The organism is Pseudomonas sp. UME65 (assembly GCF_014170225.1).
In the GTDB taxonomy this organism is placed as follows: domain Bacteria; phylum Pseudomonadota; class Gammaproteobacteria; order Pseudomonadales; family Pseudomonadaceae; genus Aquipseudomonas; species Aquipseudomonas protegens.
In genome coordinates this window covers 687,092-704,984 of the sequence record NZ_LZZQ01000014.1, presented here as the reverse complement: position 1 = coordinate 704,984, position 17,893 = coordinate 687,092, and the positions used below count along the sequence as shown (strand labels likewise).

General features: G+C 63.0%; 15 protein-coding genes. 7 read left to right on the top strand and 8 right to left on the bottom strand.

All coding sequences use genetic code 11. The features are described from left to right. Positions 1-47: 47 nt before the first annotated feature. The 3 genes from A9971_RS23370 to treR all read right to left on the bottom strand — a co-directional run bounded on the left by A9971_RS23370 (position 48) and on the right by treR (position 2,363). Positions 48-653, bottom strand: coding sequence for a hypothetical protein (locus A9971_RS23370; protein WP_011063189.1), 606 nt, complete (start codon positions 651-653; stop codon positions 48-50). Positions 654-793: 140 nt separating this feature from the next. Next, positions 794-1,513: a hypothetical protein gene (locus A9971_RS23365; protein ID WP_183000044.1), complete on the bottom strand. Its 720-nt coding sequence runs from the start codon at positions 1,511-1,513 to the stop codon at positions 794-796. Between the two features lie 145 nt (positions 1,514-1,658). Then, positions 1,659-2,363, bottom strand: a complete 705-nt coding sequence (gene treR / locus A9971_RS23360) for a trehalose operon repressor (protein WP_011063188.1) — start codon at positions 2,361-2,363, stop codon at positions 1,659-1,661. Between the two features lie 229 nt (positions 2,364-2,592). On the opposite strand from treR, the gene treP reads away from it, so the two are divergent. The 7 genes from treP to tadA all read left to right on the top strand — a co-directional run bounded on the left by treP (position 2,593) and on the right by tadA (position 12,057). Next, entirely contained in the window at positions 2,593-4,035 is a 1,443-nt protein-coding gene (gene treP / locus A9971_RS23355) for a PTS system trehalose-specific EIIBC component (RefSeq protein ID WP_011063187.1), read from the top strand. Between the two features lie 60 nt (positions 4,036-4,095). After that, the gene (gene treC, locus A9971_RS23350) at positions 4,096-5,745 is read left to right on the top strand and encodes an alpha,alpha-phosphotrehalase (RefSeq protein WP_053153577.1); all 1,650 of its coding nucleotides are present in this window, start codon (positions 4,096-4,098) and stop codon (positions 5,743-5,745) included. Between the two features lie 134 nt (positions 5,746-5,879). Beyond that, complete coding sequence (locus A9971_RS23345; protein ID WP_053159956.1) at positions 5,880-7,103, top strand: carbohydrate porin; 1,224 nt, start codon at positions 5,880-5,882, stop codon at positions 7,101-7,103. A 60-nt stretch (positions 7,104-7,163) separates the two neighbouring features. Then, the gene (gene ptsP, locus A9971_RS23340; RefSeq protein WP_183000043.1) at positions 7,164-9,701 is read left to right on the top strand and encodes a phosphoenolpyruvate--protein phosphotransferase; all 2,538 of its coding nucleotides are present in this window, start codon (positions 7,164-7,166) and stop codon (positions 9,699-9,701) included. Between the two features lie 2 nt (positions 9,702-9,703). After that, positions 9,704-9,994, top strand: a complete 291-nt coding sequence (locus tag A9971_RS23335) for a PTS transporter subunit EIIB (protein ID WP_011063183.1) — start codon at positions 9,704-9,706, stop codon at positions 9,992-9,994. A 198-nt stretch (positions 9,995-10,192) separates the two neighbouring features. Further along, the gene (locus tag A9971_RS23330; RefSeq protein ID WP_053153571.1) at positions 10,193-11,569 is read left to right on the top strand and encodes a multicopper oxidase family protein; all 1,377 of its coding nucleotides are present in this window, start codon (positions 10,193-10,195) and stop codon (positions 11,567-11,569) included. Then, positions 11,569-12,057, top strand: a complete 489-nt coding sequence (gene tadA, locus A9971_RS23325; protein WP_053159950.1) for a tRNA adenosine(34) deaminase TadA — start codon at positions 11,569-11,571, stop codon at positions 12,055-12,057. The genes A9971_RS23330 and tadA overlap by 1 nt, the downstream gene beginning before the upstream one ends. A 141-nt stretch (positions 12,058-12,198) precedes the next feature. On the opposite strand, the gene cmoB is transcribed toward tadA, so the two are convergent. The 5 genes from cmoB to lon all read right to left on the bottom strand — a co-directional run bounded on the left by cmoB (position 12,199) and on the right by lon (position 17,674). Next, positions 12,199-13,155, bottom strand: a complete 957-nt coding sequence (gene cmoB, locus A9971_RS23320; RefSeq protein ID WP_053153568.1) for a tRNA 5-methoxyuridine(34)/uridine 5-oxyacetic acid(34) synthase CmoB — start codon at positions 13,153-13,155, stop codon at positions 12,199-12,201. Further along, positions 13,152-13,895, bottom strand: coding sequence for a carboxy-S-adenosyl-L-methionine synthase CmoA (gene cmoA / locus A9971_RS23315; RefSeq protein ID WP_011063179.1), 744 nt, complete (start codon positions 13,893-13,895; stop codon positions 13,152-13,154). The genes cmoB and cmoA overlap by 4 nt, the downstream gene beginning before the upstream one ends. A 169-nt stretch (positions 13,896-14,064) precedes the next feature. Continuing rightward, a complete protein-coding gene (locus A9971_RS23310) occupies positions 14,065-14,700 on the bottom strand; it encodes a lysoplasmalogenase (protein WP_011063178.1) in 636 nt (211 codons plus the stop codon). A gap of 1 nt (position 14,701) precedes the next feature. After that, positions 14,702-15,094 (bottom strand): protease inhibitor I42 family protein, encoded by a 393-nt coding sequence (locus A9971_RS23305; RefSeq protein WP_011063177.1) that lies wholly within the window; start codon positions 15,092-15,094, stop codon positions 14,702-14,704. A 159-nt stretch (positions 15,095-15,253) separates the two neighbouring features. After that, complete coding sequence (gene lon / locus A9971_RS23300; RefSeq protein WP_077934714.1) at positions 15,254-17,674, bottom strand: endopeptidase La; 2,421 nt, start codon at positions 17,672-17,674, stop codon at positions 15,254-15,256. Between the last annotated feature and the right edge of the window lie 219 nt (positions 17,675-17,893).

Genomic DNA, 17,893 nt, shown 5'->3' with positions numbered 1-17,893 from the left:
ACGGTCTACGCGTGGTTAGGTGCCAGGTTGCCTTGGCGATCATGAAGTCAGACGCTGATCTGGAGGAGGCTGTCAGGTTCAATATAGGGTGGGTTCTCGACGACCTTGAGCTTTATAAGCCGCAGGTCACTGCGTCCTGAAGCGTATTCCTTGGCTTGCTCCACGCTCAGGGCTTGCGGATCGGAAGTCATTCGGAACTTAGTTCCACAGCCAAGCAGGTATTCACCTTCCTTGATTCCAGAAATGAAATCGATAGGCGCGAATGCCATGCCAGGCGGGCACTCTATTTCAAGGATCAGCGGTGCGCCTGATAGCGGGATGAATTTCCCCAGCTCGTTGATATCGCTCGTAGTCGACATGAAGGCTTGATAGGTGAAGGTTCCTTCAAGGGCTTGAAGTAATGGAACGGAAAACTCCGCCTCTGATGTCATTCGAAACAAGGTGATGGTGTCTGTTGGCGTAGCGCCTATGAGCTTCTTGAGATGCGGTAGGTCGCTAAAAAATCTTTCCAGAGGCAGGCCGGCCTTTAAGCGACCGTTGAGCTCAAAGGCATAGTCGTCCTCAGCGGTCTTGTAGCTTTTGCATACCCGCAGAATATCTACACCGTGGGGAAGAGTGTCCAGATGCGCCTTGAAGGCTTGGTGGTGGTTCATGAAGGTCCTTGTTGGCAGCTTGCAAGATGATTACGCGACGCATCTGTGAGCGGACGAAGGCTATCTATTGGGTGCAAACTGCCGAGTCGGTGATTTTCAGGAGACAGTGTATCGAAACGGGATTCCGTGAAGCACCACCCTTATGGTGTCAAACCCGCTTGTCCGCTATTCGGGGCTGCTGTGCCGCGGGTGCGGCTGCACTGCCAGATAAACACAGAGCCTACGGTGGTGGAGCCTATTTTCGATTGTGAATGCGCAATGAGTTCGGTTTTCAATCTGCCATTGAATCCGTTGAACGTCGTTTGCGGCACTCTATCGCCGGCCTGCGGAAAGCTTACCGCCCATTCGTTGGAAGGAAGAAAGCCACGGGGATTGCTCAAGTCGCGGGAGAACAGGCGGGCAAAGGCTTGCCGGCGGCCTTCTCGATCAGGCGCATTGGGATGTTGGGTATCGAACAATGTGCTGATAGTGCTGCTTTCACCACCCACGATGAGGAATCTGGCTCCAAGTCCGTTTGTGCTGATAAATGCCAGGCGCATAGCATCCTGGAAGATATTCTGTCGGACTTGATGCATATCGACAGCCGAACTCGGCCATTTGAGTTCAATGGCGCCGTACCAGATGACTGCATTAAGCGAACGTCCCAGAAGGGCCAGATCTACCCGTTTTTTTGTGTTTCCCCAGTCGGGTGGTAGCTGGCTGGTTGCCGGAAGAAATTGACCTTGTGCGTTTATGATCTGGGCCGTGACGGACCGGGCGGAGTCTTCGCCGGATAAGTTGTTGAGATTCTGAGCGGTTTGAAGTTGGTGCCACCCAGAAAGGCCAGAGGCAATTTTTGTAGCCAGTAAAGGTCGGTTCATCGCTGCTCCATGCAATGTGTAAGTAATCGAGTCAGCAAGCTCCCATGTGGTGATCTACAGAGGCCGGCAATTTACTGACATGGATAAGGTGTCCTGCAACCAGTGCCACTGATAGACGTATGCGTCCTCGGAGATGGTTGCTGAATCAGCGCCGCGCCACGTCGGAGAAGTAGAACTTGTCCAGGGTGTGCCGTGATTCGGTGTACTCGAACTGGCGCCCGTCCTGCAGAAAGGTCTGGTTGCTCACCACGATCACGTGGCTCTGGCCGTCCAGGTCGAGCAACTGCTGGTCGTCCTTGCTCCGCGGGCTGGCCTCGATGGTGCGTTGGGCGTAGCTGATGCTCAATTGCAGGGTTTGTTCGATGTAGGCATAGATCGACTGCTCGGCGATCTGCCGGTCCAGCCCTGGAATCAGATCGGCGACAAAGTGGTTGATGTCGAGAATCACCCGTTTGCCGTCAATGCGCCTGACCCGCTTGATCCGGGTGATCAGGCTGCCTTCTTCGGCTTGCAGATGGGCCCGCAGCGGGCCTTCGAGAGGAAACTGGCTGAACTCCACCACCTCGGTGCTGACGTCATCCCCCAGGCCTGGATAGGTTTCCTGGAAGCTGACGATGCCGCCCAGTTGGAACTCGATGGGATTGGGCGAGAGCACGAAGGTGCCCTTGCCGTGGATCTTCTGCGCGAAGCCGCGCTCCTGCAGCAGTTCGATGGCCTTGCGCACGGTGCCGCGGCTGGCCTGGTAGCTGTCCATCAGTTCGCTTTCCGAAGGCAGGCGGGCGCCACGCTCCAGACGTTCGGTGGTGATGCTGGCAAGCAGATCGCTGTAGATCTGGTTGTATTTGCTCATGGGATGGCTCTGCGCCGCGCTGTGCTCAAGGCAGGCACCTTAAGGGCTGCGCGGGGTATTTGTCCATGTACCTGGCAGGCCGGAGTCGGCTCGGAAAAGCACATTTCGAGCGTTGGCCAGAAGAAAAATCCAAACTCGTCTGTACGAGTTGTTGATTTAACTCGTACAGACGAGTAGTTTCCTCCTCGGCGTGCTGCCAATAACAAAAATCTCAGGTGGAAGAACGAGCATGAGCCACGACTATTCAACGATCGCCAGCGAGTTGCTGCACAGCCTCGGTGGCGCCGACAACCTCGAGCAGGCTGCCCATTGCGTGACCCGCCTGCGCCTGGCCCTGAAGGACCCGAGCCGGGTCGACAGCGCCACGCTCAACCAGATCGACCTGGTCAAGGGATCGTTCTTCACCGGTGGCCTGTTCCAGGTCGTGATCGGCCCCGGCGAAGTGGAAAAGGTCTATGCGGCGCTGCGTGAGCAGACTGGCCTTGCGGCCTCGACCATTGCCGATGTGAAGGACAAAGGCGCGCAGAAGACCCACGCCATGCAGCGCCTGGTGCGGGTGTTCTCCGATGTGTTCATGCCTATCCTGCCGGCCCTGATCATCGCCGGCCTGCTGATGGGGGTGAACAACCTGCTAGGTGCCAAGGGCATGTTCATCGAGGGCCAGACCCTGCTCGAGGCCTACCCGGGCCTGGACGGGCTGTGGAGCCTGATCAACCTGATGGCCAACACTTCCTTCGTGTTCCTGCCGGCCCTGGTGGGCTGGTCGGCGGCCAAGCGCTTCGGCGGCAGCGAGATCCTCGGCATCGTCCTGGGCCTGATGCTGGTGCACCCGGACCTGCTCAACGCCTGGAACTACGGCAAGGCCGTGGCCGGGCTGGATGGCCAGAGCCTGCCGTACTTCGACATCCTCGGCCTGTTCCAGATCGAGAAGGTCGGCTACCAGGGGCAGATCCTGCCGATCCTGCTGGCAGCCTATGTGATGAGCGTGATCGAAAAATGGCTGCGGGCCCGGGTGCCCAACGCCATTACCCTGCTGGTGGTGCCCATCACCACCATCGTGGTCACCGGGGTGCTGGCCCTGGCGATCATCGGCCCGGTGACCCGCCATCTGGGGATCCTGATCACCGAAGGCGTGGTCACCCTGTTCGACCTGGCGCCGGTGGTGGGTGGGGCGATCTTTGGCCTCCTCTATGCGCCGCTGGTGATCACCGGCATGCACCACATGTTCCTGGCGGTCGATCTGCAACTGATCTCCACCCAGGGCGGCACCTTTATCTGGCCCATGATCGTCATGTCCAACCTGGCCCAGGGCAGCGCGGCCCTGGCGGTGTTCACCATGAGCCGCAATGCCCGGGACCGCAGCATGGCTTCGACCTCGGCGATCTCGGCCTATTTCGGCATCACCGAGCCGGCGATGTTCGGCGTCAACCTGCGCTACAAGTTTCCGTTCTATGCCGCGCTGATCGGTTCGGCCCTGGGCAGCATCTTCCTCTCGCTGAACAAGGTCCAGGCCTCGGCTATCGGCGTCGGTGGGCTGCCGGGGTTCATCTCGATCATTCCGCAATACATCCCGATGTTCGTGATCGGCATGGTCGTCGCCCTGGTGGTGCCTTTCGTCCTGACCTGCGGCCTGAGCCTGAAGATCATCCGTCCCGGCTACCGAGTGGCCTGACCGGCCTTCTAGGCGCCGGCTCGCCGGCGAATGCCCTCGCACTTTCCAAAGGATTCCCCCATGCAAGACTGGCAGCGTTCGGTGATCTACCAGATCTACCCGAAAAGTTTTCACAGCCACCAAGGGCAGGCCACCGGCGACCTGCTGGGAGTGGTAGACAAGCTCGACTACCTGCACTGGCTGGGGGTCGATTGCCTGTGGTTGACCCCGTTCCTGCGTTCGCCGCAACGCGACAACGGTTATGACATCAGCGACTACTACGCCATCGATCCCAGCTACGGCAGCATGGCCGACTGCGAGTTGCTGATCGCCGAGGCCGGCAAGCGCGGGATCAAGCTGATGCTGGACATCGTGGTCAACCACACCTCCATCGAGCACGCCTGGTTCCAGCAGGCCCGCAGCAGCCTGGACAACCCCTACCGGGATTTCTACATCTGGCGCGATGAGCCCAACAACTGGGAGTCCAAGTTTGGCGGCTCGGCCTGGGAATACGAGGCACAGACCGGGCAGTACTACCTGCACCTGTTCGATCACACCCAGGCCGACCTCAACTGGGACAACCCACGGGTGCGCGCCGAAGTCTTCAAGATGATGCGCTTCTGGCGGGACAAGGGCGTCGGCGGCTTTCGCCTCGACGTGATCAACCTCATCTCCAAGCCTGCGGACTTCCCCGAGGACCAGAGCGATGGCCGGCGCTTCTATACCGATGGCCCGAACGTTCATGAGTACTTGCAGGAAATGCATCGGGAAGTGTTCGCCGGCCATGACCTGGTGAATGTCGGCGAGATGTCGTCCACCCGCCTGGAACACTGCATCCGCTACTCGAACCCGGAGTCGAAGGAGCTGTCCATGACCTTCAACTTCCATCACCTGAAGGTGGATTACCCCAATCAGCAGAAGTGGTTGCGGGCCGATTTCGACTTCCTTGAACTCAAGCGCATCCTGTCCGACTGGCAGTGCGGCATGCAGGCCGGTGGCGGCTGGAATGCGCTGTTCTGGTGTAACCACGACCAGCCCCGGGTGGTCTCGCGCTTTGGCGACGACGGCGAACACCGTGTGGTGTCGGCGAAGATGCTGGCCACCGCATTGCACCTGCTGCAGGGCACGCCCTTTGTCTATCAGGGCGAAGAGCTGGGCATGACCAATCCGCATTTCCAGCGCATCGAGCAGTATCGCGACGTCGAGACCCTGAACATCTACCGCCTCAAGCGCGAGGCCGGTGAAGAGCCGCAGGCCATCATGGCGGCGATCCAGCAGAAGTCCCGGGACAACGGGCGTACGCCAATGCAGTGGAATGCCGGGGCCAATGCCGGTTTCAGCAGCGGCACCCCCTGGATCGAGGTTGCGGCCAACGCTGGCCAGATCAACGTCCAGGCACAGCTCGACGACCCGCAATCAGTGCTGCACCACTATCGCCAATTGATCGCGTTGCGCCGTGAGCAGGGTTTGATCCAGCACGGCGTCTATCGCCAATTGCTGCCCGAGCATCCGCAGGTCTGGGCCTACGTGCGGGAAGGGCAGGGCGAGCGACTGCTGGTGGTGAACAACTTCTACGGTTCGCCGTGCGAGGTTGAATTGCCGCAGGAGGTCGTCGAGCCGGGCATGCAGCAGCGTCTGCTGATCAGCAACTACCCGGGGGATGGCGCCCGCAGCCGGCATTTGCGGCTGCGGCCCTATGAGTCCTTCGTCCTGCACCTGACCGACTGCTGACAATCCTCGCAGAAGCTGCCGGGCGGTTTGCGTCTGCCGTGAATGCGCTGTTGCAGATACAGCGCAGGGCTTCGTTCGTCGGCAAGCCGGCTTCTGCGGATCGAAATATCACAATAAAAATAATGGGGTGGCTTATGAAAACAACAATAAATCGCGGCCTGGCGGCGTCCTGCCTGTGCCTGGCATTGCCCTTTCCGGCCCAGGCCCTGGAGTTCGCCGGCTACCTGCGCAGCGGCCTTGGCACTTCGGTCAACAGCGGCCCGCAATCCTGCTTTCAGCTACCCGGCGCGCCCTCCAAGTACCGCCTGGGCAACGAGTGCGAGCAGTACGCCGAGCTTGAGCTGCGCCAGGACCTGTACACCCTGGAAGACGGCTCGGTGCTCAGCGTCGACGGCATGGCTTCGCTCTACAACCGCTACGACCGCAACCTGACCTTCCAGGGCGAAAACGGCTCGGCGCGCATGCCGCAGATGTACGCCCAGTGGTCGAACCTGCCCAGCCTCAATGGCGGCTCGCTGTGGGCCGGGCGCCGTTACTACAAGCGTAACGACATCCATATTTCCGACTTCTACTACTGGAACCAGAGCGCCACCGGCGGCGGGGTCGAGGACGTGCGCATCGGCGATCTGAAATACAGCTACGCCTTTTCCCGCAAGGACAACCTCTACCAGAAGCAGGCCGTGAGCCGTCATGACTTCAACGTTGCCGGTTTCCAGACCAACCCCGGCGGCGAGCTGGAGCTGGGCCTGAGTTACCTGGAAAAGCCCGATCGCCGTGGTGCCCACAATGGCTGGGCGATCACCGCCCAGCATGTGCAGAAAGACTTTTTCGGCGGCAAGAACAAACTGGCCCTGCAATACGGTGAGGGCCCCGGTACCGGCCTGGGCTACACCGGCAATCCCTACCTGGATGACGGCAACAAGAGCTATCGCCTGGTGGAGTTCTTCGATTGGCAGGTCACCCCGCGCTTCGGCGGCCAGGTAGAGGCGGTCTATCAGAAGGACATTCGCCCCGACGGCCAGGACCAGAACTGGATCTCCCTGGGTGTGCGCCCGGCCTATGCCATCACCGAACAGTTCAAGCTGGTGACCGAGTTTGGTCATGATCAGGTGGAGGCGCCCGGTGGCACCCGCAAACTCAGCAAGTTCACCTTCGCGCCCACCTGGTCGCCCAAGGGGCCGGAGTTCTGGGCGCGGCCCGAGGTGCGCCTGTATTACACCTATGCCAGTTGGAACGAGGCCGCCAAACGCGCGGCCAACGAACTGGCGGCCGGCTCCGCGCTGTCCGACAGTGGTGTCTTCGGCACCGCCCGGCACGGGGCGAACGTCGGTTTGCAGGTCGAGTACTGGTGGAAATAAGCGATGCTGTCGGGGCTCGCGCTCCATCGGCACTTCAAGGAATCATTAGCAGGTGACGTCATGGCCATAACCCAACCCTTGCAATTGCTCGCGCCCCTGTCCGGGGTGCTGCTGCCCCTGGACCAGGTTCCGGACCCGGTGTTTTCCAGCCGGGTGATCGGTGACGGGCTGTGCATCGACCCGACTTCCCAGACCCTCTGTGCGCCTCTGTCCGGGGTGATCAGCAACCTGCAACACAGCGGCCATGCGGTGAGCATCACCGGTGAACAGGGCCAGCAGGTGCTGATGCACATCGGGCTGGACACGGTGAACCTCGCGGGCAAGGGCTTCACCTGTCTGGTCGAGGAGGGGCAGCAGATCTCGGCAGGCCAGCCGCTGATCGAGTTCGATGCTGATTATCTGGCCCGGCACGCGCGCAGCCTGTTGACCCTGATGCTGGTGGTCAGTGGCGAGGCGGTGACGGGGCTGGTGTCCGGCAGCCTGCTGGTGGAGCTGGGACAGCCGGTGTTGCAGATCGAGCCCGCCTGCGCAGAGGAGGGGGCCAAGGTCGAGGGCGCTGAAACTGAGGCGCTGTTTTCCAAACCGCTGATCCTGGGCAACCCCCAGGGGCTGCACGCACGTCCGGCGGCGTTGCTGGCCCAGGCCGCCAAGGGCTTTGCCGCGAATATCTGCCTGCACCGGCGCCAGGACTCGGCCAATGCCAAGTCCCTGGTGTCGATCATGGCGTTGCAGACGGCGCAGGGCGATGTCTTGCAGGTCAGTGCTGCGGGTGCGGATGCCGAGCAGGCGATCCAGGTTCTGGTGGAGCTGCTGGCCTCGGGTTGTGGCGAGAAAGTCAGTGCTGCGGCGCCGAGTCCTGAGCCAGTAGCGGCGCGGGATGAGTCGTTGGAGACGGTTCTGCGGGGTGTCTGTGCGTCACCGGGTTCGGCGGTCGGCCAGGTGGTCCATGTGGCTGAGCAGCGCCTGCAGATAAGCGAGTGGGCGGCAAACCCGCAGCAGGAGCGCGAAGTCCTTGAGCGGGCCTTGCGAGAGGCGGTGCGGGGCCTGCAACAGCTGCGGGACAATGCCCCGGGTGAAGCACAGCAGGAAATCTTCCGCGCCCACCAGGAACTCCTCGACGACCCGAGCCTGTTGCAGCAAACCGAAGCCCTGATCGTCACCGGCAAGAGCGCCGCCTTTGCCTGGAACAGTGCCATTGAGGTTACCGCCGAGCTGTTCAAGGGCCTGGGCAGCACGCTGCTGGCTGAACGCGCGGTGGATCTGGCGGACGTCGGCCAACGGGTGCTCAAGCTGATTCTCGGGGTGCAAGAGCATGCCGTGAGCTTGCCGGACCAGGCCATTCTGATTGCCGAGCAACTGACCCCCTCGCAGACCGCCAGCCTGGACACGGCCAAGGTGCTGGGGTTTGCCACTGTCGGCGGCGGCGCCACCAGCCACGTGGCGATTCTCGCCCGAGCCCTGGGCCTGCCGGCGATCTGTGGGCTGTCGCCCCGGGTCCTGTCCCTGGCCAACGGCACCCGGGTGCTGCTGGATGCCGATCGCGGCGAACTGCATACGGACCCTGACCCGCAACGCTTGCAGCAACTGGAGTCCCTGCGTCAGCAGCAACGCCTGCGCCAGCGTCAGGACCTGGCCCAGGCGGCGCAACCGGCGGTGACCCGCGATGGTCATCATCTGGAGGTCACGGCCAACATTGCCTCTCTGGCGGAGGCCGAGCAGGCCATGAGCCTGGGAGGCGAAGGCGTCGGCCTGTTGCGTTCGGAGTTCCTCTACCAGGACCGCAGCCACGCCCCCAGCCTGGAGGAGCAGGCCGAAACCTATCGGGCCATCGCCCAGGCCCTGGGCCCTGAGCGCAATCTGGTGGTGCGCACCCTGGACGTGGGCGGCGACAAGCCCCTGGCCTATGTGCCCATGGACAGTGAAGCCAACCCCTTTCTCGGCCTGCGGGGCATCCGCCTGTGCCTGGAGCGTCCCGAACTGCTGCGGGAGCAGTTCCGGGCGATTCTCGCCAGCGCCGGGCAGGCACGCCTGCACATCATGTTGCCCATGGTCAGCCAGTTGGCGGAGCTGCGTCAGGCGCGGCAGCTACTGGATGACGAGGTTCGGGCCCTGGGCCTGGCGGAAAGGCCCAAGTTGGGCATCATGATCGAGGTGCCTTCGGCGGCCCTGATGGCAGACCGCTTTGCTCCGGAGGTGGATTTCTTCTCCATCGGCACCAACGACCTGACCCAGTACACCCTGGCCATGGACCGTGATCATCCGCGCCTGGCCAGTCAGGCCGACAGCTTCCACCCGTCGGTGCTGCGCCTGATCGCGCGAACGGTGCAGGCCGCCCATGCCCACGGCAAGTGGGTCGGAGTCTGTGGTGCACTGGCGTCCGAAACCCTGGCAGTGCCGCTGTTGCTGGGCCTGGGGGTGGACGAACTGTCGGTGAGCGTGCCGTTGATTCCGGCCATCAAGGCCCGGGTACGCGAGCTGGATCTGAGCGAATGCCAGGCGCTGGCAGCTCGGATCATCGATCTGGAGGACGCGGTTCAGGTACGTGAATACCTGCACAAGCAGCAAGTCGCAGCCGATTCACTGGTTCTGGAGAACTGAAAATGTTCGAGAAATTGCAACGCGCGTTCTGGAAAGCCCTGACTCCAGACCTGATCCCTGATCAGCCGAAGGCCCCCAGGGCCAACGGCAATGTTCTGAATGACGCAATGCTGGCGGCGCTGGGTGGCAGCGCCAACATCAAGAGCCAGCAACCCCTGGCCCTGACCCGCCTGCGCCTTGAGCTGCATGATCCGCAACTGCTGGACAGCAGCGCATTGCGCGTGGCGGGGGTACCGGCGGTGATGCCCCTGGCCGGTGGCGTGGTGCATCTGCTGCTGGGATTGCAGGGCTGAGAGGCCTGTTCGCCGGCAAGCCGGCTCCTACAAGAGCAACGGGCTTGCCAGCGAGCAGACTCTCGAAAACACCCATCGTTTCCCCGTCTCGCCTGCGTCCCGTCGCCGCGCCGGCCTTACTGTTTCTCAACTGCGGGTGTATCGTATTCGCCTTTTGCGGGCCTCGGCCCGCGGCTGATACGTGAGGTAGTTGAGTCCATGTCCTTTACCCGTCGACAAATACTCGGTGGTCTGGCCGGTCTGGTAGTGGTGGGCGTGGGGGCGGGCGGCGCATCGCGTTATTGGCTGGGAAAGATGGCTGACGCCGAGGCGGGGCACGATTACGAGCTGATCGCCGCGCCACTGGACGTGGAGCTGGTGCCGGGGCACAAGACCGAGGCCTGGGCCTTCGGCCCTTCGGCGCCGGGTACCGAACTGCGGGTACGCCAGGGCGAGTGGCTGCGGGTACGCTTTATCAACCACCTACCGGTGGCCACCACCATCCACTGGCACGGCATCCGCCTGCCCCTGGAAATGGACGGCGTGCCTTACGTCTCGCAACTGCCGGTGCTGCCCGGCGAATACTTCGACTACAAATTCCGCGTACCGGATGCCGGCAGCTACTGGTATCACCCCCATGTGAACAGCAGCGAAGAACTGGGTCGCGGCCTGGTGGGCCCGCTGATCATCGAAGAGCGCGAACCCACCGGCTTCAAGTACGAGCGCACCCTGAGCCTGAAAAGCTGGCACGTGGATGAAGAGGGCGCGTTCATGCCCTTCAGCATCCCTCGGGAGGCGGCGCGCGGTGGTACGGCCGGGCGCCTGTCCACCATCAACGGTGTGTCCCAGGCGGTGATCGACCTGCCGGCCGGGCAGATCACCCGGGTGCGCCTGCTGAACCTGGACAACACTCTGACCTACCGCATCAACATCCCGGATGTCGAAGCGCAGATCTACGCCCTGGACGGCAACCCCATCGAACCGCGCCCGTTGGGCAAGGAATACTGGCTGGGGCCGGGCATGCGCATCTGCCTGGCGATCAAGGCGCCGGCGGCCGGTGTGGAGTTGTCCCTGCGCAACGGACCGGTGCGCCTGGGCACTTTGCGCTCGGTGGCCAACAACGACGCGCCCACCCAGTGGCCCGCCGCCTTGCCGGCCAACCCCGTGGCCGAGCCGGATCTCGACAACGCCGAGAAGCTCAACTTCAATTTCGAATGGGTTGGCTCGGTCTCGGTGAACGTGGACAATGGCAAGCCGCCTAGCCTGTGGCAGATCAACGGCCAGGCCTGGGACATCACCGACAAGACCTGCGCCGACCGCCCGATTGCCAGCCTGAAAAAGGGCAAGAGCTACATTTTCGAATTGAAGAACATGACCCAGTACCAGCACCCGATCCACTTGCACGGCATGAGCTTCAAGGTCATTGCCTCGAACCGCAAGAAAATCACCCCCTACTTCACCGACACCTACCTGCTGGGCAAGAACGAGCGTGCCCGGGTCGCCCTGGTGGCGGATAACCCGGGGGTCTGGATGTTCCACTGCCACGTGATCGACCACATGGAAACCGGCCTTATGGCCGCCATCGAGGTGGTGTGATGCGCCAGATACGCCCGGCGCCGATCATCGACCGCAGCCGCGACCAGGACTTCATGCGTGAAGCCCTGGCCCTGGCCGCGCAGGGCGCCGCCCTGGGGGAAGTGCCGGTGGGTGCGGTGCTGGTACTGGATGGGCAGATCATCGGCCGTGGCTACAACTGCCCCATCAGCGGCAGCGATCCCAGCGCCCACGCCGAGATGGTGGCGATCCGCGAAGCGGCCCAGGTGGTGAGCAACTATCGCCTGCCCGGCAGCACCCTGTACGTGACCCTTGAACCTTGCAGCATGTGCGCCGGGCTGATCGTCCATTCGCGCATTGCCCGGGTGGTGTACGGCGCACTGGAACCCAAGGCCGGCATTGTGCAGAGCCAGGGGCAGTTCTTCACCCAAGGGTTTCTCAACCATCGAGTGCTGTACGAGGGCGGAGTTCTGGCCGAGGAGTGCGGCACGGTGCTGAGCGAATTCTTCAAGGCGCGTCGAGCGCGCTGATCTCAAACCGGTTCGCGGCCTACACAAAACCGTAGGAGCCGGCTTGCCGGCGAAGAGGCCCTTGAGCCTTGCGCCGCTCTGGCGGGCGCCTTCGCTGGCAAGCGGAACGCCGCCCGGCCAGCTCCTGCGGGGGAAGGCGGGTTATTTCTTGGCGACTATCACCGCACGCATCGGCGCCGGCAGGCCTTCGATGGTCTTGCTGTGGTCGTTGGGATCGAGGAAGTCGCGCAGGGACTGGTACTTCATCCACTCGGTGCCGCGCTGCTCCTCGACGCTGGTCACGCTGACATCCACGCACCGCACGTCGCTGAACCCGGCGCGCCGCAGCCACAGTTCCAGGGCCGGTACGGACGGCAGGAACCATACGTTGCGCATCTGCGCGTAGCGGTCTTCCGGTACCAGCACCTGATGCTGGTCGCCTTCCACCACCAGGGTTTCCAACACCAGTTCACCGCCCTTGACCAGGCAGTCCTTGAGCGCCAGCAGGTGCTCGATGGGCGAACGGCGGTGGTAGAACACCCCCATGGAAAACACCGTGTCGAAGCCTTCCAGGTTGGCCGGCAGGTCTTCGAAGGGGAAGGGCAGGTGCCACACCGAAGGCTCCGACAAGTAACGCTGCACCGCCTGAAACTGGCAGAAGAACAGCCAGTTGGGGTCGACGCCGATCACGCTGTGGGCGCCGGCGCCAAGCATGCGCCACATGTAGTAGCCATTGCCGCAGCCGACATCGAGGATGCGCTTGCCCTCAAGGTCCAGGTGCGGAGCGACCCGCGACCACTTCCAGTCCGAACGCCATTCGGTGTCCACGTGCACGCCGAACAGGTCGAACGGGCCCTTGCGCCACGGCGACAGGCCCATCAGTGCGGTGCGCATCTGCGCCCGAGTGGCGTCGTCGCAGTCGGTGTCCAGGCGCAGGCCATTGATCAGGTCGATTTCGCTGGGCTGGATCTTCGGCAATGCATCCAGGGCGCTTTGCCAGCGCTCCAGGTCGCCATGGCCTTTTTCCATCTTGGCGTCGAGCTGGGCTTGCAGCCCGTTGGCCCAGGTGGCCAGGGGCGTACCCGCCAGACGGCGAGCGAGGGGGGACAGATCAATCATGGCAGGGCAATCAACGAGGCAAAGTTAAGGCATTGGAACCACGGCACCACTTTCGAGAACCCGGCAGCCAGCAGGCGTTCGCGGTGTTCTTCGAGGCTGTCGGGCTTCATGACGTTTTCGATGGCACTGCGCTTCTGGGCGATTTCCAGTTCGCTGTAGCCGTTGGCGCGCTTGAAGGCGATGTGCAGGTCGGTGAGCAGGGCGTGTTCCTGGTCATCGTTGAAGCGCAGCTTCTCCGAGAGGATCAGCGCGCCACCGGGCAGCAGTGACTGGCGGATGCGCCCCAGCAGGGCCAGACGCTGCTCGGGGGCGATGAACTGCAGGGTGAAGTTCAGGGCCACCACCGAGGCCGGCTGGAATTCCAGGGCCAGGATATCGCCCTCGATCACCTGCACCGGCAGCAGCTCCTGGAACATCGAGTCCTGGCCGTTGAGGTATTCCCGGCACCGTTCGACCATGGCTGCGGAGTTGTCCACCGCGATGACCCGGCAGCCATCCGTGCGCACATGGCGGCGCAGGGCCTGGGTCACTGCCCCCAGGGAAGAGCCCAGGTCGTAGAGCACGCTGTTGGGCTGGGCGAACTGCGCCGCCAGCACCCCGAGGTTCTCGACAATGGTCGGGTAACCCGGCACCGAGCGCTTGATCATGTCCGGGAACACCCGCACCACATCCTCGTTGAAGGCGAAGTCGGGCACCTGGGCCAGTGGCTGGGCGAAAAGGCGGTCGGGTTCTTTGCTCACGGCGGTTCCGGCGATGGAGATAAAAAGAGGGCGGCATTGTAGCCGCTGCCGCAGGCTGCGATAAGGCCCGCAGGGCCTTCAGGGGCGCAAGGGCGACGCAAGGTGGGGGCCTTTCGCCGGCAAGCCGGCTCCTACGGAGAGTAGGGACCGGCCTGCCGGCGCAGGCGGCTCAGCGCGGCTTCTGGCTGAACGCCGAAGCGGCAATGCCCCACTGGCCCAGCCAGTAGAAAATGATGATCAGGTAGGGCGCGGCGTCGAAGGCCAGCACGAAGCGGCTGATGCCGATCAGGCTGTCGGAGAAGGCAAAGCTCAGGGCGCCCAGCGCTGCCAGTACCGCGGACCGCGTGGGCACCGCTGAGCCGAGGCGTGCCAGGGCGCGCCAGAGCATGGCGCTGATGGTCAGGGCGTAGACGATCACCGGCACCAGCAACGGCCCCAGGCCGTGGGAGATCAGGATGCTCAACAGCACCGCGCCAATGGCCAGTGCCACCAGCAAGGGCAGCAGCGCCGGGCGCCGGCAGTCGCTGAGATAAGCCTTGAGGTAGGCCAGGTGCGCCACCAGGAAGGCTCCGAGACCGAACACGAACAGGTCCGTGGGCCAGGCCAGCAGGACATCCCCCAGCACCGAGAACAGCAGGCCGATGATGATCCAGCGCCGGTAGTCCCCGGGCGGTGCATCGTGCAGCCAGCCCAGCAGGGCCAGCACCGGCAGTGGCTTGACCAGCAGGCAGAGCAGGGTGGCATGCACGCTGACGCCGTAGAGGAAGGTCGCGGCGCCCATCAGCGCCAGTATCAGCCAGCCCATGTCAGTTCACCGTGATCGAGCAGTCGAAGGCCTTCACCGGGGCCTCTTCCGGTGCCCAGGGTTGCTGGTAGGTCAGCAGCAGCCGGCCCTGGCCGCTGGCGAAGGCCTGGAAACGCCAGGTCGACTGCCCGCCACTGCCCACCAGACCGGTGTCTTCGGGGTTGCTGTAGACCTCGGGGCTGACCTTGCGCAGGATGCCGCCGGCCGAATCCTGGATCGCCCAGCGATAACCGGTGGTGGGGTTGCTTGGCAGGGTGAGGATCAGGTTCTGCCCATTGTGCAGTTGCAGCGGGCATTCACTCTGGTTTTCAACGGTGACGTTCTGCTTGGGCTGGCTGGCGCAAGCGGTCAGCAGGGCGAGGCTGAGCAGGGCAAGAAGGCGGGGTGTGGGCATGGGTCAGGAAGCTCCGATCATTCATGACGAACGGCGAGCATAACTGAAGATGATGGGCGGTGTGGGGAGGGGAATAAAGGTTGGCGGTTATGGCCTGTTCGCCGGCAAGCCGGCTCCTGCGAGGGGGGCCCTGCAGGAGCCGGCTTGCGGCGAAAGGGGTTAGAACAGCACTTTGGCCACGTCGGCAAAACGCTTGGCAAAATGCACGGTGATGCCTTCCTTGAGGTAGTCCGGCAGTTCTTCGAAATGCCCGCGGTTGGGCTCCGGCAGGATCAGCTCGTGGATCTTCTGGCGCCGCGCGGCGATGACTTTCTCGCGCACCCCGCCAATGGGCAGCACGTGGCCGGTGAGGGTCAGCTCGCCGGTCATGGCCACGCCTTTCTTCGGCGGCTGGTTGCGCGCCAGGGACAGCAGGGCGCTGGCCATGGTCACCCCGGCACTGGGGCCGTCCTTGGGGGTGGCGCCTTCGGGAACGTGCAGGTGGACGAAGGCTTCGTCGAAGAACTTGCTGTCGCCGCCGAATTGCTTGAGGTGCGAGCTGACGTAGCTGTAGGCGATCTCCGCCGATTCCTTCATCACATCCCCCAGTTGCCCGGTGAGCTTGAAGCCGCGGTTGTGGGTGTGAATGCGCGTGGCCTCGATAGGCAGGGTGGCGCCGCCCATGCTGGTCCAGGCCAGGCCGGTGATGACCCCGGTGCCGCTCAGGACCTGCTCGTTACGGAACACCGGCATGCCCAGGGAAGCCTCCAGGTCCTTGGGCGCGATCTTGATCGTGGCGTCCGGCTCGTCCAGCAGCTTGACCACGGCCTTGCGTACCAGCTTGCCCAGTTGTTTCTCCAGCTGGCGCACCCCGGCTTCCCGGGCGTAGCCATCGATCACCGTGCGCAGGGCGCCGTCGCTGATGCTCAGGCTGGTCTTGGCGACACCGGCCTTTTCCAGCTGCTTGGGCCACAGGTGGCGTTTGGCGATGGCCAGTTTTTCTTCGGTGATGTAGCCGGACAGGCGAATCACTTCCATACGGTCCAGCAGCGGGCCGGGAATCGAATCCAGGGTGTTGGCAGTGCACACGAACAGGACCTTGGACAGGTCCATGCGCAGGTCCAGGTAATGATCGAGGAAGTCGACGTTCTGCTCCGGGTCCAGGGTCTCCAGGAGGGCCGAGGCCGGGTCGCCCTGGTAGCTCTGGCCCATCTTGTCGATCTCGTCGAGCATGATCACCGGGTTCATCACCTCCACTTCCTTGAGGGCCTGCACCAGCTTGCCCGGCTGGGCGCCGATGTAGGTGCGGCGGTGGCCCTTGATCTCGGCTTCATCACGCATGCCGCCGACGCTGAAGCGGTAGAACGGCCGCCCCAGGGATTCGGCGATGGATTTGCCGACGCTGGTCTTGCCGACACCGGGTGGGCCTACCAGCAGCACGATGGAGCCGCTGATCTCGCCCTTGTAGGCGCCCACCGCGAGGAATTCGAGGATACGGTTCTTGATGTCGTCGAGCCCGGCGTGGTGCTTGTCCAGCACCTTGCGCGCGTGCTTGAGGTCGAGCTTGTCGTCGCCGAAGACACCCCAGGGCACGGCCGTGGCCCATTCCAGGTAGTTGCGGGTAACCGCATATTCCGGCGAGCCGGTCTCCAGGATCGACAGCTTGTTCATTTCCTCGTCGATGCGTTTCTGCGCCTGGGGCGGCAGCACTTTGCCAGTCAGGCGCTGTTCGAACTGCTCCAGGTCGGCGCTGCGGTCATCCTTGGTCAACCCCAGCTCCTGCTGGATCACCTTGAGCTGCTCCTTGAGGAAGAACTCGCGCTGGTGCTCGCCGATCTTGCGGTTGACCTCGGCGGAAATCTCTTTCTGCAGGCGCGCCACTTCGACTTCCTTGCGCAGCATCGGCAGGACTTTTTCCATGCGCTTGAGCATGGGCACGCAGTCCAGCACTTCCTGCAGTTCGTTGCCGGTGGCGGAGGTCAGGGCGGCGGCGAAGTCGGTCAGGGGCGACGGATCGTTGGGGCTGAAGCGGTTGAGGTAGTTCTTCAGCTCTTCGCTGTACAGCGGGTTGAGCGGCAGCAACTCCTTGATCGCATTGATCAGCGCCATGCCGTAGGCCTTGACCTCGTCGGTGGGCTCGCTGGGCTGATGGGGGTACTCGACCTCCACCAGGTAGGGCGGACGATGGTGTTTGAGCCAGGTGCGGATGCGCACCCGGGTCAGGCCCTGGGCAACGAACTGCAGCTTGCCGTTTTCACGGCTGGCGTGATGGACCTTGACCAGGGTGCCGTACTCCGGCAGCGCGGAGGTATCGAAGTGCCGCGGGTCCTCCTGCGGGGTGTCCATGAAAAACAGGGCAAGGGAGTGATGCTCGGATTTGCTCACCAGTTCCAGGGTTTCGGCCCAGGGCTCTTCATTGACGATGACCGGCAATACTTGCGCAGGAAAGAAGGGACGATTGTGAATCGGGATGATGTAGACCTTGTCCGGCAGATTCTGTCCGGGCAGGGCCAGGCCGGTGCCATGGGCAGCCTGGTGTTCGGTGTTTTCCGGATCGACGTAGTCACGTGGATCTTCGGGAAATTCTTGCTGGTCGCTCATGGAGGCTCCTGCGCGATGGACTATGCAGCTTAGATGGGGCAGGTCGCCGCGGGTTTCAATGGGGGACTGGTTTCAGCGTTTTTCCGAAGCGCTGGGAAATGTCGCTGCATCGCCCCTTGCCCTGGCAGAGAAGCGTTGCATAGCCGCGGTCTAGGCTGTTCTTGCTGCATGCCTGGGGGTTTTTGCGAAGGGATTCAAGCTCACTTGAAGGGGCTGTTT

Coding starts and splice junctions, on each gene's coding strand:
- A9971_RS23370 (WP_011063189.1), bottom strand. CDS start 653: ATGAACCACCACCAAGCCTTCAAGGCGCATCTGGACACTCTTCCCCAC.
- A9971_RS23365 (WP_183000044.1), bottom strand. CDS start 1,513: ATGAACCGACCTTTACTGGCTACAAAAATTGCCTCTGGCCTTTCTGGG.
- treR (WP_011063188.1), bottom strand. CDS start 2,363: ATGAGCAAATACAACCAGATCTACAGCGATCTGCTTGCCAGCATCACC.
- treP (WP_011063187.1), top strand. CDS start 2,593: ATGAGCCACGACTATTCAACGATCGCCAGCGAGTTGCTGCACAGCCTC.
- treC (WP_053153577.1), top strand. CDS start 4,096: ATGCAAGACTGGCAGCGTTCGGTGATCTACCAGATCTACCCGAAAAGT.
- A9971_RS23345 (WP_053159956.1), top strand. CDS start 5,880: ATGAAAACAACAATAAATCGCGGCCTGGCGGCGTCCTGCCTGTGCCTG.
- ptsP (WP_183000043.1), top strand. CDS start 7,164: ATGGCCATAACCCAACCCTTGCAATTGCTCGCGCCCCTGTCCGGGGTG.
- A9971_RS23335 (WP_011063183.1), top strand. CDS start 9,704: ATGTTCGAGAAATTGCAACGCGCGTTCTGGAAAGCCCTGACTCCAGAC.
- A9971_RS23330 (WP_053153571.1), top strand. CDS start 10,193: ATGTCCTTTACCCGTCGACAAATACTCGGTGGTCTGGCCGGTCTGGTA.
- tadA (WP_053159950.1), top strand. CDS start 11,569: ATGCGCCAGATACGCCCGGCGCCGATCATCGACCGCAGCCGCGACCAG.
- cmoB (WP_053153568.1), bottom strand. CDS start 13,155: ATGATTGATCTGTCCCCCCTCGCTCGCCGTCTGGCGGGTACGCCCCTG.
- A9971_RS23310 (WP_011063178.1), bottom strand. CDS start 14,700: ATGGGCTGGCTGATACTGGCGCTGATGGGCGCCGCGACCTTCCTCTAC.
- A9971_RS23305 (WP_011063177.1), bottom strand. CDS start 15,094: ATGCCCACACCCCGCCTTCTTGCCCTGCTCAGCCTCGCCCTGCTGACC.
- lon (WP_077934714.1), bottom strand. CDS start 17,674: ATGAGCGACCAGCAAGAATTTCCCGAAGATCCACGTGACTACGTCGAT.